11 protein-coding genes are annotated in these 13,630 nt (G+C 71.5%); 5 read left to right on the top strand and 6 right to left on the bottom strand.

The window, feature by feature from the left end:
• Window positions 1–18: 18 nt before the first annotated feature.
• Window positions 19–708: a GntR family transcriptional regulator gene (locus ASF40_RS16240; protein ID WP_200919504.1), complete on the bottom strand. Its 690-nt coding sequence runs from the start codon at window positions 706–708 to the stop codon at window positions 19–21.
• Between the two features lie 8 nt (window positions 709–716).
• Window positions 717–1,106, bottom strand: a complete 390-nt coding sequence (locus tag ASF40_RS16235; RefSeq protein WP_056371560.1) for a YccF domain-containing protein — start codon at window positions 1,104–1,106, stop codon at window positions 717–719.
• Window positions 1,107–1,304: 198 nt separating this feature from the next.
• Between ASF40_RS16235 and ASF40_RS16230 the strand changes: the two genes are divergently transcribed.
• Together ASF40_RS16230 and ASF40_RS16225 are read left to right on the top strand one after the other, a co-directional pair.
• Window positions 1,305–2,186, top strand: coding sequence for a CHAD domain-containing protein (locus tag ASF40_RS16230; RefSeq protein ID WP_056370890.1), 882 nt, complete (start codon window positions 1,305–1,307; stop codon window positions 2,184–2,186).
• Window positions 2,187–2,265: 79 nt separating this feature from the next.
• Window positions 2,266–4,725 (top strand): ATP-dependent helicase, encoded by a 2,460-nt coding sequence (locus ASF40_RS16225; RefSeq protein WP_056370888.1) that lies wholly within the window; start codon window positions 2,266–2,268, stop codon window positions 4,723–4,725.
• 7 nt (window positions 4,726–4,732) lie between these two features.
• Here ASF40_RS16225 and ASF40_RS16220 read toward each other — a convergent pair whose 3' ends face one another.
• The gene (locus tag ASF40_RS16220) at window positions 4,733–5,347 is read right to left on the bottom strand and encodes a MerR family transcriptional regulator (protein WP_056370886.1); all 615 of its coding nucleotides are present in this window, start codon (window positions 5,345–5,347) and stop codon (window positions 4,733–4,735) included.
• A gap of 79 nt (window positions 5,348–5,426) precedes the next feature.
• Here ASF40_RS16220 and ASF40_RS16215 point away from each other — a divergent pair, with 79 nt between their 5' ends.
• The 3 genes from ASF40_RS16215 to ligD all read left to right on the top strand — a co-directional run bounded on the left by ASF40_RS16215 (window position 5,427) and on the right by ligD (window position 8,198).
• The gene (locus ASF40_RS16215) at window positions 5,427–5,843 is read left to right on the top strand and encodes a hypothetical protein (protein WP_056370884.1); all 417 of its coding nucleotides are present in this window, start codon (window positions 5,427–5,429) and stop codon (window positions 5,841–5,843) included.
• Between the two features lie 43 nt (window positions 5,844–5,886).
• Complete coding sequence (locus ASF40_RS16210; protein WP_056370882.1) at window positions 5,887–7,074, top strand: SseB family protein; 1,188 nt, start codon at window positions 5,887–5,889, stop codon at window positions 7,072–7,074.
• An 80-nt stretch (window positions 7,075–7,154) separates the two neighbouring features.
• Window positions 7,155–8,198, top strand: a complete 1,044-nt coding sequence (gene ligD, locus ASF40_RS16205) for a non-homologous end-joining DNA ligase (RefSeq protein WP_056370881.1) — start codon at window positions 7,155–7,157, stop codon at window positions 8,196–8,198.
• Between the two features lie 42 nt (window positions 8,199–8,240).
• Here ligD and ASF40_RS16200 read toward each other — a convergent pair whose 3' ends face one another.
• The 3 genes from ASF40_RS16200 to ASF40_RS16190 form a co-directional block, all read right to left on the bottom strand.
• On the bottom strand, window positions 8,241–9,413 hold the full coding sequence (locus ASF40_RS16200; RefSeq protein WP_056370879.1) for a serine hydrolase domain-containing protein: 1,173 nt from the start codon (window positions 9,411–9,413) through the stop codon (window positions 8,241–8,243).
• Window positions 9,414–9,511: 98 nt separating this feature from the next.
• The gene (locus tag ASF40_RS16195) at window positions 9,512–10,558 is read right to left on the bottom strand and encodes an ATP-dependent DNA ligase (RefSeq protein ID WP_056370876.1); all 1,047 of its coding nucleotides are present in this window, start codon (window positions 10,556–10,558) and stop codon (window positions 9,512–9,514) included.
• A gap of 111 nt (window positions 10,559–10,669) precedes the next feature.
• Window positions 10,670–13,609, bottom strand: coding sequence for a helix-turn-helix transcriptional regulator (locus ASF40_RS16190; protein ID WP_056370874.1), 2,940 nt, complete (start codon window positions 13,607–13,609; stop codon window positions 10,670–10,672).
• Window positions 13,610–13,630: the final 21 nt, after the last annotated feature.

The following is a 13,630-nucleotide window of genomic DNA, read 5'->3' as shown; positions in this document are numbered from 1 at the left end:
ACCGTCACGGCCGCCGTTTCAGTCCTCGTCGCCGAACATGATCTCGTGGCAGAGGGCGCGGCTCGTGTCCACATGGCGCAGCGCGACATCCGCAGCCCTGTCGGCGTCGCGCTTCGCGAGGGCCTCGACCAGCTCCCGATGCTCGGCGAGCAGGATCTCGGGTGACCGGTTCTGGCGGAGCACCCAGTGGAGCCGGCCCTCGAGCGGCTCGATGGTCGACGCCAGGATGCGGTTGTGCGCCATGCGCGGAAGGGCGTCGTGGAAGGCCTGGTTCAGCTCGGCGATCGCACCGAGGTCGCCCCGCGCGAGCGCGGCGTCGGCTTCGTCGGCGATGGCGGCGAGCGCCTGGATCTCCGCATCCGTCGCCCGCGCGCTCGCGAGGCGCGCGCACTGCACATCGAGGGCGACGCGCACGTCGAAGAGATCGTCGACGTCCTCCTTCGCCAGCACCGTGACGATGACGCCGCGACGCGGCACCTCCTGCACGAAGCCCTCGCCCTTGAGGAGGGTGAGCGCTTCACGGACCGGGACGCGCGAGACACCCATCTCTTCAGCGAGCACTCGCTCCACCAGGCGGTCGCCGGGCACGAAATCGCCGCGCACGATCCGGTCGCGAAGGAGATCCCGCACGCGTTCGCGCAGCGGTTGATGCGTCGCGCCGATCGTGGCGTCGGCCGCCGTGCCGGCGGATGAGGGCTGGGCAGTCACGGGCAGACTCAGACCGGCTGCAGCGTGCGGCTGTCGACGATGACCTTGCCGAGGGGCATGAGCGAGATCGGGACGAGCTTGAAGCTCGCGACGCCCAGCGGAATGCCGATGATCGTGATGCACAGCGCGATGCCGGTGATGATGTGACCGATCGCCAGCCACCAGCCGGCGAGGATCACCCAGACGACGTTGCCGAGGAACGAGCCGACCCCCGACGTCGGCTTGTCGACGATGGTCCGGCCGAACGGCCAGAGGGCGTAGAGGCCGATGCGGAACGAGGCGACGCCCCACGGGATGGTGAGGATCAGGATGCACAGCACCACCCCCGCCAGCATGTAGCCGAGGAACATCCAGAAGCCCGACAGCACGAGCCAGATGATGTTGAGGAGGGTGCGCATGAGGTCCATCTTGCCCACTCGCGCCTGAAAGCTCTCCCCGGCCAGCCCCCGAGTCTTCCACCGGCCACGCGGGTGATTCGGGCGGAGGGGATGTGAGGAGCGGAGGACGGATGCTGCGCCCCGGGCCCTCCGGCGGCCACATCTCCTCCGCTGGTCGCCGATCTTCCCCGCCGCGTGGTGCGTCCCTAGGCTCGGGGGATGCGCAGGTCGCGGGAGAGCCCCACCGTCGGGGACGTGCTCGGGGAGATCCTGCGCCGCGCGGCGGCCGAGGTCGAGCAGAGCGCCGCCGCAGCCCTGGCCGACGAGCCCGACGGGGTGCATCAGCACCGCGTGCGGGTGCGGCGTCTGCGCAGTGTGCTCGGGGGGTTTCGCGAGGCGCTCGACGCGCGGGCTGCCGAGCGGGTGCGGGTCGCCTACGCCGAGTGGGGCCGCGAACTCGGCGTCGTGCGCGACATCGAAGTGCGCGCTGACGTCGCGGAGCAGCTGTTGGAGCGCGCTGAGATCGACGACCCGGCGGTCGTGCATCGGCTCGTCCAGAGCCAGCGCGAGGCCTACCCCGCTGCGCACGAGCGACTCGTGGAGCTCGCGCGCTCGCCGCGGGCGGAGGAGCGCGCGCGGCTGCTGCGGGAGTTCGTCGACCCGGCGGTCGTCGTCGAGCCGGATCGCCCCGCAGCCGCCGTGCTCGCCAGCGTGCTCGCAAAGCAGGCGCGGCGCGTGGAGAAGGCCGAGGGCCGACTCGACGGCTCGGACGAGGCGTACCACGAGCTGCGCAAGGCCGCACGCCGCACGCGGTATGTGGCAGAGGCGATCGCCGACGTGGCGCCGGACCTGTTCCCCCCGCAGGTCGAAGCCATCACGGACGCCGGCGAAGACCTGCATGACGTGCTCGGCGCGCACCGCGATGCGATGCTGCTCGCGCGCCGGGTGTCCCACGAAGGCGCGCTCGCGGGCCGGGCGGGCGAGCCGTCCGACGCCTACGAGACGATCGCCGACCTGCTGCGCGACGAGGCCGAGGAACGGCTGAAGGAGGTGTCGCCGGCGCTGAAGCTCCTGAAGGCGGCGGCATCGCGGCTGCCGTGAGGCGCAGCATTCGTCCGCTCCATCCGTCGGGCGCCGCGGCGGTGTGGGTGTCGGCGTGCGCGCCTAGACTTGACGGGCAATGACGGACGCCAGCACCCCCATCATCGTCGGCAGAGACATCGGCCCTCAGGCCCCCGGCGCACGACCCGACGAGGACCTGCTCGAAGGGCTCAACCCGCAGCAGCGGGAGGCCGTGACGTACCGCGGGCAGGCACTGCTCATCGTGGCCGGCGCGGGCTCGGGCAAGACCAGCGTGCTGACGCGGCGCATCGCGTCGCTGCTGCGCGGCCGTGAGGCGTGGCCGAGTCAGATCCTGGCGATCACCTTCACCAACAAGGCCGCCGGTGAGATGCGCGAGCGCGTCGAGCAGCTCGTGGGCGACTCGTCGCGCGGCATGTGGATCTCGACCTTCCACTCGGCGTGCGTGCGGATCCTCCGGCGCGAGGCCGAGCAGTTCGGCTTCACCAAGTCGTTCACGATCTACGACTCGGGCGACTCGCGCGCGCTCATCAAGCGCCTCGTCAAGGAGCACGAGGCCGACGCGTTCGGCCTCACGCCCGCCGCCACACAGTCGAAGATCTCACGGCTCAAGAACGAGCTGGCGGATGCTGAGTCCTACGCCCGCACGGCCAACATGAGCGATCCTGCCGAGCGCGTGTTCGTCGAGCTGTTCGGCGCCTACCAGCGTGAGCTGCAGAAGGCGAACGCGTTCGACTTCGACGACCTCATCGGGCAGACGGTGTTCCTGTTCCGCGCGTTCCCGCAGGTCGCCGACGTCTACCGGCGTCGCTTCCGGCACGTGCTGGTCGACGAGTACCAGGACACCAACCACGCGCAGTACGCTCTGATCCACGAGCTGACGCGTCCGCCGGGATCGGATGCTGCACCCCTCGCCGGCTCCGGCGGCATGATGATCTTCGAGCCCGAGCCGGCCGCCGAAGAGGGTGCGTCGCTCACCGTCGTCGGCGACTCCGACCAGTCGATCTACGCGTTCCGCGGCGCCGACATCCGCAACATCAGCGAGTTCGAGAAGGACTATCCGGGCGCCAAGGTGGTGCTGCTCGAGCAGAACTACCGGTCGACGCAGAACATCCTGTCGGCCGCGAACGCCGTCATCAGCCACAACTTCGACCGCAAAGACAAGAAGCTGTGGACCGACGTCGGCGAGGGTGAGCAGATCGTCGGCTTCACGGGCTACTCGCAGCACGACGAGGCGCAGTTCGTCGCCGACGAGATCGAGGCCCTGCGCCGGGCCGGCGTGGACTACTCGCAGGTCGCGGTGTTCTACCGCACCAACTCGCAGTCCCGTGCGCTGGAAGAGATCTTCATCCGCTCGGCGCTGCCCTACAAGATCATGGGCGGCACCAAGTTCTACGAGCGCGCCGAGATCAAGGACGCCCTGGCGTACCTCGTCGCGGTCGCCAACCCGGCCGACGAGATGGCGATGCGCCGCATCATCAACCGCCCGCGCCGCGGCATCGGCGACGTGACGATCGAGACGATCTCGCGGTACGCGGCCGACCAGCAGATCACGTTCCGCGACGCGCTCGCGAACTCGTCGGCGCTGGGCGTCGGGCCCAAGATCCAGGCGGCCATCGCGCATCTCGACGCGGTGCTGGCCGAGGCATCCGAGATCATGCTTCCGACGACGGGCGAGCTCGCCCCGCCGACCGCGGTCGCCGAGGGTCTGACGCTGCTGCTGAACAAGAGCGGCTACTACGACGCACTGCGCGCCAGCAAGGACGCGCAGGACGAAGCGCGTATCGAGAATCTCGACGAGATGGTCGCCGTCGCCCGTGAGTTCGCGCGGAACAACCCCGAGGGCACCTTGCTCGACTTCCTGACCGAAGTGGCGCTCGTATCCGATGCCGACGACCTCGAGGACGCCTCGGGCTCGGTGTCGCTCATGACGATGCACACGGCGAAGGGACTCGAGTACGACGCCGTGTTCGTCACGGGGGTCGAAGAGGACCTCATCCCGCACCGCATCTCGGCGGGGGAGCCCGGCGGTCCGCAGGAGGAGCGCCGGCTGTTCTACGTCGGCATCACGCGGGCGCGCAAGCGTCTGTACCTCTCGCTCGCGATGACCCGTGCGCAGTTCGGCGAGGTGACGGTGGCGATGCCGAGCCGGTTCCTGCAGGAGATCCCGGCCGAGCTGCTGCACTGGCGCCAGTCGCCGGGCGACGTCAACTCGCGTGGCGGCACACAGTCCCGCGCACTGAACGCGCGGCGAGGTTCGGGGTCGGGCTCCGGCTTCGGCGGTTCGGGCAGTCGGCGCTACGGCGATGACCTGGTGCCGCTGGCGCGGCGCGAGCCATCGGGCAACCTCGAGCGGTTCGCGAACAAGATCCCCGCCAAGGTGCGCGACAACGGCGACCTCGAGCTGGCGCCCGGCGACCGCATCCGTCACGACGACTTCGGTGAGGGCCGCGTCGACGCCGTCACGGGCGAGGGCGCGAAGCGCGTCGCCCACGTGCGATTCGACTCGGCCGGCCCGAAGAAGCTGCTGATCAAGATCGCCCCGATCTCCAAGCTCTGACGCGGGCTCAGCCGCCGGGCGCCCCGTCCTCGACCAGCAGGTGGTGGTGGGCCAGGCGGCGGAGGGCGAGCATCACCGGCTCGTAGAGCGCGGTGCCGAGCACCGCGTAGGGCACCGCCTCGGCGCGCGACATGCCGGCCATCGGGGCCAGCTCTTCGGCCGCGACCTGGCGCATCGCGTCGCTGTAGCGGCGGAGCACGGCGGGAGAGGCATCCAATCCCGCCGCTTCCAGCGCCCGCAGCGCCTCGTCGAGCTGGGGAACCGCGGTGAAGTCGGGGTCGTAGGTGAGGCCGAGTTCGCCGATCGCCTCTCGCGCGCGGGGGTAGTCGTCGCGGTCGGACTCGACGTACGGCGGGAGGGCGCCCACCGCACGCCCCAGGGTCGCGATCGGGTCGTCGTCGGGGGCGTCGATCAACGCGAGGATGTCGCGCACACGAGACAGGGGGAGTCCGCGCACATCGGCCAGTGCGCCGATGAGTGTGAGGCGAGAGAGGTGCTCCTCTCCGTACTCCGCGCGCGTCGTGGAGAGCGCCTCGCCCCGGGGGAGCATGCCCTCGCGGATGTAGAACTTCACGGTGGCCACGGGAACCCCGCTGCGCTCCGACAGCTCCGAGATCTTCATGATGCGGCCCCTTTGGTGTTGACATTGGATACTATAGCTATCCAATATTGGAGAGCGAAACTATCCAACGGAGGCCACGATGGACCCGATCCTCACGATCGTCGCCGGCGCGACGATCCTCACCGTCATCGGCATCATGTCGGGCGGCACCTTCCTGCTGCGGATCGCGACGCGCGGTCTGCCCTTCAACGGGCTGCAGAAGACCTTCTTCCGCGCGGGGCACGCACACGCCGGCGTGCTCGTGATCCTGGGGCTCGTGAGCCTCCTCCTGGTGTCCGCGGTCGGCGTCCCGATGCCGTGGCAGTGGGCATCGGTCGGCGTGCTGGCGAGCGCGCTCCTCATTCCCGGCGGGTTCTTCCTGTCGGTGCTGGGACGCGACCCTCAGCGCCCCGGTCGCGCGATCGCGCTCCTGTGGGCCGGGGTCGTCGTGCTCGCAGCATCCCTTCTCGCCGTCGGTGTCGGAGTGATCGCCGACGGGGTATCCGCGCTGGGGTGAGGTTCGCGGCGTCGGCGCCGCGCGGGCGGGTTAGGCTCGCACAATGGCCTTGTTCTCGCGCCGTCCGAAGAAGCCCGCCGAGCAGCCGTCGACCTCCCCCGAGCCCGCACAGGCTGAGGGCGTCGCGGCCGAACTCGCATCCGCCGGGGCGGCCGCTCCTTCCGCCGCTGCGGAGGCTCCGGCAACGGATGCGCCCGCTTCGGAGACGGATGCCGCCGCCCCGGCGGCGGAGTCAGCCGCAGCGCCCGACGCGCCGGCGGAGAGTGGAGAAGGCGTGGGGACGGTGTCCATCTCCGTCTCGTCGTTCGGCGGGCTCGGGGTTTCTCCCGCGGCGTCTCAGCCGGTTCAGCCGGCCGAGCCGCGCGAGCCGCAGGTCGGCGAGACCGTCCCTCCGGGACCGCAGCCGCGCATGGGTGTGCGGGAGTGGATGCGCACGGCGCCCGAGCAGACCGAGACGGTGCCGGGGCTGCGCGACAATGTGCTGCTGCGCGCCGCGCTCGGGCGGATCGGCGACGCCCCGGCCTCCCAGGCGCTGCTCGATGTCGCGCGGCAGCTGATGCAGGGGCATCTGTTCCTGCGGGTCAAGGGCGACGCCCGGGCGCTCCTCGCCGAAGGGAAGGGTCTGCCGCTCGCGATCGCGAACTCCGGGGAGCGCACGTTCGCCCTGGTGTACTCGAGCGGCGCCGCACTTCAGGCGAGCGTCAAGGCCGACGGCGACGTCGAGACCTCGGCGATGGGTCAGCCCGTGCTCACGGTGCTGCGGCACGTGTTCGCCAGTGCCTACGACGGGATCATCATCGATCCCGCGTCCGCGCCGTCCCGCGCGGTGCTGCCGAAGGAGCTGCTGGAGCGGGCCGTCGAGCAGGCCGATCCGCAGCTGACCGTGAAGACCCTGCTCGCGGCGGAGCGCACCCCCGAGATGAACGGCAAGGTGGCCGAGGCGCTCACCCGCGCCCCCCTCTGGGTGGCGGTGGGGGTCGCGGAGAACGGCGCGCCTGGTCTGGCGGAGGGGCGAGACGCGGAGGGGCGTCGCTTCCTCGAGGTGTACTCGCACCCGCTCGAGATCGCTGTCATGGGCCGTGGCGACAACGCCGGTCCGATCACCGGCGCACAGCTCGCGAAGGCGCTGCGCAGCGACGACGGGATCACCGGTGTGGTGGTCGACCCCGCGGGGCCGTGGATCCGGCTCAGCCGCGAGGACCTCGCACCGGTGCTCGCTCTCGCCGACTGAGGGTTCCCGCTGGGCGCGACGGCCGCCGCTTCCGCGGTGAGCGGGTGACGAATGTCGCGCTCCCCGCTAGCGTCTGATCCATGGCGTCCCCGCGGATCACCCTCACCGTGCCCGGCCCCGACGGCGATCGCGAGGTGGGGATCTCGAATCCCGACCGGGTGATCTGGCCGGAGGTCGGCATCACGAAGCGCGAGCTCGCGGAGTACCTCATCGCGGTGCAGGAGCCCTTCCTCGCCGCCAACGGCGACCGCCCCGTCTCGCTCGAGCGGTTTCCCGAGGGCGTCGACGGCGAGCGGTTCTACTCGAAGAACCCGCCGAAGGGGGCGCCGGCCTTCGTCGAAGCCCAGACCGTCACGTACAACAGCGGGCGGCGGCATCCGCAGATCATCCTCACCGAGATCGCCGCGGCGGTCTGGGCCGTGCAGATGAACACGATCGTCTTCCACCCGTGGGCGTCGCTGACGGCGAACACCGACAACCCCGTCGAGCTGCGCATCGACCTCGATCCGCAGCCGGGAACGGATTTCACGGATGCTGCCGCCGTCGCCCCCGCGATGCGCGACGTCCTCGCCGAAGCGGGTCTGACGGCGTTCCTCAAGACCAGCGGCAATCGCGGCATCCACGTGTTCTGCCCGATCGAACCCGAGTGGGAGTTCCTCGACGTGCGGCACGCGGTCATCGCCGCCGGCCGCGAGCTCGAGCGGCGCCTCCCCGACAAGGTGACGATGAACTGGTGGAAGGAGGAGCGCGGCGAGCGCATCTTCATCGACTTCAACCAGGCGAACCGCGACCGCACGATGGCCGGCGCCTACAGCCCGCGGGCGCTGCCGAACGCGACCGTGTCGACGCCGCTCACGTGGGAGGAGCTGGAGGCCGGGACCGACCCGTCCGCGTTCACGGTACGGACGGTTCCGCAGCGCCTGGCCGACGTCGGCGACCCGTGGGCGGACCTGCTCGCGAAGCCGGGGCGCATCGACACGCTGCTGGAGTGGTGGCAGCGCGACCTCGACGACGGGCTCGGCGAACTGCCGTTCCCGCCCGACTTCCCCAAGATGCCCGGCGAGCCGCCGCGCGTGCAGCCGAGCCGCAAGAATGAGGCGAACTGGCCCAAAGACGACGCCTGAGCGTGCGGGTGGCGCGACGGCACGCGCCTCCGAGGGCGGAACTCACCCCGAGTCGGCGGACAGGTTGGCGAGGAGCAGACTCGCAAGTCCCACTGCGGTCGCACTCGCGTAGCCGTGGTTCCCGCGCACATCGTCGATCGTGACCTCGGAGGCGATCACCGCGACGGCATCCCTGGCAGGATCGACGACGACTGCCGTTCCGCCCTCGCCCTGGACGTAGAACACGTCGCGACTGGGGTCGATCCACCACTGGTAGCCGTAGCTGATGTCGCCGTAGCCGCTCGTGGCGACGACAGGGCTGGTCGCCTGGACGGCCCAGGTCGCCGACACCACCTGCTCCCCGTCCCACACGCCCTCGTCGAGGAAGAGCTGGCCGAGGCGCACCAGGTCCATCGGGCGAAGCCGCAGGTGCGTGTAGCCGAGGTTCACCCCCTGCGCGTCGGCGGGCCAGGCGACCTCCGCGTCCTGGTAGGCCTGGAGCAGCGCCTCGGGCTGGCCGGGCGTGAAGCGCTCCTCCCACCAGGGGTCGGTGTCGATGCCGAGCGGACCGAACAGCGTCTGCTCGGCGAACCGGAAGGGCGACATCCCGGTCGCTTCGGCGACGACGGCGGCGAGGATGTGCGTGCCCATGTCGGAGAAGAGGAACACACCGTCGCCCGGCCCGCGCGCCGCCCGGTCCGCGAGGATCGAGGCGACCCAGTCCGTCTGCGCGTACAGGTCGGCGGGGCCTCCCCGGATGTCGCGCTCTTCGGACGTCGGCGCGAAGTTCGCCGTGTGCGTGAGCACGGACTTCAGCTGGATCGCGGCCGTTTCGGGCGTGAGGGCGGCCGCATGGTCGGGAAGCAGCTGACCGAGGGTGGCGTCGACGCCTGAGATGAGTCCGCGGTCGATCGCGATGCCGACGAGGGTCGACGTCACCGCGCGGGTGACGCCGCGCACGTCCCACGTATCGTCAGCGGTCGATTCCTCGTACTGCTCGTACACGAGTTCGCCGTGTTGCTGCACCAGCACCGCGCGGACCGCATCCTCGCCGTAGAGGGTGCCGAAGACGGAGTCGATGTCCTCACGGATCGCGTCGGCCGGCGGCGTCGGCTCGGGGAGTGACGACGACGGGGACGAGCATCCCGACACCAGCAGCGCCACGATCGCGACGCACATCGACCCGACCCGCGTGCCGTAACGACCGCGAGTGCGCCGGTGGTCGAGGCGGGCCATGGGATGCCTCCGTCAGCAGTGACCCTGACCGCACCGTACACCCGCCCCGGGCGGGCGAACAGACCACGGGCCGCAGCATCCGTCCGCCGCCGAAGGCGTCAGACCAGGACGTCGGCCAAGTCGTACGCGGCGACCACCTCGAGCTGCTCGTACGTGCACGAGCGCGGGTCGCGGTCGGGGCGCCAGCGCTCGAACTGCACGGTGTGGCGGAAGCGCCAGCCTTCGAGCTGGTCGTAGCGCACCTCGAGCACGCGCTCGGGGCGCAGCCGCACGAACGACGAGTCGGCCCGACCCGCCTGGAAGCGCGACTTCTCGCCCTCGCCGCGCAGCGCCTCGCCGTCGGCGTCGCGCTCGACGAGCGGGGCGAGCTCGTCGATGAGCTCGAGCCGGCGGGCGTTGCTCCAGGCGGCCACGCCGCCCACGGGGTAGAGCGTGCCGTCCTCGCCGTACAGGCCGACGAGCAGCGAGCCGACGCCCTCGCCGGACTTGTGGATGCGATAGCCCAGCGCCACCACATCGGCCGTGCGCGCATGCTTGATCTTGAACATCGTGCGCTTGCCCGGGGCGTAGGGCTGATCGAGCGGCTTCGCGACCACGCCGTCGAGCCCGGCACCCTCGAACTCGGCGAGCCAGCGGCGGGCGAGATCGGGATCGTCGGTCGTACGCGTGACGTGCACGGGGTCGGGCACGTCACGCAGCAGATCGACGAGCGTCTGCCGCCGCGTCTCGAACGGTTCGTCCTGGAGGTCGCGGTCGCCGACGGCCAGCAGGTCGAACGCGATGAACATCGCCGGGGTCGTCTCGGCGAGCATGTTCACGCGTGAGGCAGCGGGGTGGATGCGCTGCGACAGCGACTCCCAGTCGAGCCGGCGTCGCCCGTCGCGGTCGACCGGCACGACGATCTCGCCATCGAGCAGGCACGGCTCGGGCAGGAGCCGCGCGAACGCCTCGACGAGCTCGGGGAAGTACCTCGTCAGCGGCTTCGCGCCGCGCGACCCGATCTCGACGTTCTCGCCGTCCCACGAGATGAGAGCGCGGAACCCGTCCCATTTCGGCTCGTAGCTCAGCCCACCCGTCACCTTCGCCGGTTCGGGAACGTCGGGGACGGACTTCGCGAGCATCGGCGCAGGGATCTCGTACGGCATGCGTCTCATCCTGCCGTTCCCCGCCGACACCCGACACCCCGGCCCGCATCCGCGGGGATGGATGCTGCGGCCCGGCGTCCACGCCGAGGTCGGGCCGACGCAGACGCGGGTTCAGGCCGACGTCGAGGCAGACGCCGACGCGGCGTAGAGCGCGGCCGCCTCGGCGCGGTTGGCCGCCCCGATCTTGGCGAGGATCGCCGACACGTGCACCGACGCGGTCTTCGGGCTGATGAACAGGCGCTGCCCGATCTGCGGGTTGGTGAGGCCCTCGGCCACCAGCTCGAGCACCTGGAGCTCGCGCGGGGTGAGCCTCGCGATCACGCCGTCCTCGCTCACCTGTTCGGCCTCCGCGGCGGGCGCGAGCCGGGCACGCGCCGTGAGCTCGGCGGCCCAGCGGCCCACCCGGGCCGCCCCATCGCCCGACGCTGCGGCCCGGACCTCCGCCAGCAGCGCGGCGGCCGCGTCGCGTTCGCCGGCGTCGAGGAGGGCGAGGGCGAGACGGCAGCGGGCGAGATGCCGGTGCCACACCGCCAGGAGGTCGTCGGCCGGCCCGTCGACGAGTGACCGCCATGCGGCGATGCGGCGCTCGGGGCCGGCGCCGTCGGCGTCGACGAGGAGGGCGCGCACGAACTCGGCGTGCGCGTCCGCTGCCGCGTGATCCGGCCACGTCTCGATCGTCGCGGCCAGCCGGTTGCGGAGCTCCGCGTCGACCGGCCGGTCGGGCGCGAGAGTGAGAAGCGCCGCGGTCACCACCGCATAGCGGCGCCCCGAGTGCGTGCCCGTGTCGGAATCGGCGATGTCGAAGAGGTCGGCGAGCACGCCGGCGATCACGTCGCTCGTCGACTCCGCGCTCGCCCCGCGCAACGTGAGCAGCGCCTCCGCGCGCTCGACCGCCCACCACCCCCGCTTGTCGGGGAACCGTCGGCGCGAGTCCTCGATCGTGGCGCGTTCAGCCAGGAGGAGCTCCGCTCGCTCGGCGTCGCGGTCGTCCCAGGTCAGGTGCGAGGCCAGCATCCGGACGATGGACGCACCGTGCAGAGGATTCCTCATCAGTCGCCGCGCACGCTGCGCGTATCGTCGCGCGGCCTCGGGACGCCCGGTCGCGAAGAGTGCGGCTCCGAGCGCGTACGCGAGCCCGGAACCCGACCCCCGCTCGATGCCGGCCCGGGCGACGTCCTCATAGTGCTGCGCGCCGACGACGGCGGCCTCGTCGAACCGTCCGACGCGCAAGAGCATGCCGGTGAGGGCGGACCCCGCGTACGCGCGCATCGCCGGGTCGAGGCGCAGCGTCACCGCGCGCTCAAGGGGTGCCAGGGCTCGCACTTCGTCGTCTTCGTCGCCGGCGATGCGCCACGCCTCCACTGTCAGCGCGACGGCGAGCGCGGCGTCGTCGCCGGCCTCCTGTGCCAGGGCGATCGCGCGTGCGGCGTGCTCGGCGGCATCCGCTCCGTGCTCTTCGAGCGCGATGTTGGTGAGCACGCGCGACAGGAGGATGCGCGCCCGGGGCGCATCGATGCCTTCCAGAAGCGAGGCGGCCTTCTTGAGATCCTCGCCACTGCCGCGGTGCTCGGCGTTGTACGTCTGCACGAAGCGCTGCCGCAGCAGCGCTGCGCGCGTGATCGGGTCGTCGGGACACACCGCGAGGCCCTCATTCGCCGATCGCAGCGAGCGCTCCGCCTCGCCGAGATCGTGCCAGGATTGGGCGGCCGCGAGGTGCAGCTCGGGGAGGGTCGTGCCGGCGCGCGTCTCGGCATCCGGAACCTGCCCCCAGAGCTCGGTGAGACGCTCGGCGAGCTTCGCCGACGTGGCCGGCGAGAACCGTGACTTCGACTGCTCGAGGGCTGCGACGGTCGCGTCGAACGCTGCGGTGAGATCGCGGGCGGCGAGCCAGTGCTCGGCGGCCGCGGAGGCCGCATCGGGGGAGTCGCCGCCGTGGTCGCGCAGGTGCTCGGCATAACGGCGGTGCACGCGTACGCGCTCGCTGGGCAGCATCTCGCCCTCCACAGCCTCGCGCGTGAGGGCATGACGGAACCGGTAGCCCGCGCCGTCGGCGAGGATGACGCGCGTGTCGATCGCTGCGCGCACGGCGTGGTCGAGGGCCTCCTCGTCGAGCGCCGTCACGGCCGCGAGCACGTCGTCGTCGACGTGCATGCCGCCGGCTGCCATCGTCCGCACCGTCTGCTGCGCGTCGTCGCCGAGGCGCGCGTAGCGTGCGAGCACAAGCTCCCGCAGCGTGTCGGGCAGCGCGCGGTCGCCGAGGTCGACAAGTTCCTCGACGAGGAACGGGATGCCGCCGCTGCGCTCCGCGAGGGCGTCGACGAAGCGGGGGTCACGGCCGCCGACCAGCTGCGCGACCTGCTCGGCGACCTCGTCGGGGCTGAGGGGTGTGACCTCGACGCGGACGACCGAGCGGGTGCGGTCGAGCTCGGCGAGCAGCGGGCGGAGGGGATGGAAGCGATCGATGTCATCGGAGCGGTAGGTCGCGACGATGGTGAGGTGCCGCCCTCGGAGCGTGCTGGCCAGGGTCTTGAGCAGGGCCATGGTGGCGGCATCCGCCCACTGCAGGTCCTCGAGCACGACGACCACGTGGCGGCGCTGCGACAGACGCTCGAGCAGCACTTCGATGGCCTCGGCGAACTCGCCCGCCGGCTCGTCGGCCTCGGGAGACTCGTCCGCGATGCCGGGCACCAGCGCGGCGAGGCTCGCGATCGCGGCGGCCGAGCCCGCGGCCTCGCGCAGCGCGTCGGTGCCGACGGCGGCGTGCAGGTCGCGCAGCACGCGACGCACCGGGCCGAACGCGGCGCCGATGGGTCCGAGGTCGACGCACTGCCCGAACGCGATGACGGGTGCGTCGTCGGGGCGCGCGCCGAGAGGGTCGCCGGTCACGAGCGCGAGGAACTCCTGCACCAGTCGCGTCTTGCCGACCCCCGCTTCGCCGCGCACGACGACGGTGCGCGGGACTGCGCCCACGCCGTCGTCGTACGCCTCGAGCAGGGCGGCGAGCTGGGTGTGCCGGCCGACCATGCGCGGGCTCGAGGCAAGAGCGGGCATGGTCATATCGTGGCACTTCCC

Origin of the sequence: Microbacterium sp. Leaf288, from assembly GCF_001422925.1 — a bacterium.
GTDB lineage: Bacteria > Actinomycetota > Actinomycetes > Actinomycetales > Microbacteriaceae > Microbacterium.
The sequence above is the reverse complement of the archived record's forward strand: the minus strand, read 5'-3'. Positions and strand labels throughout refer to the sequence as shown.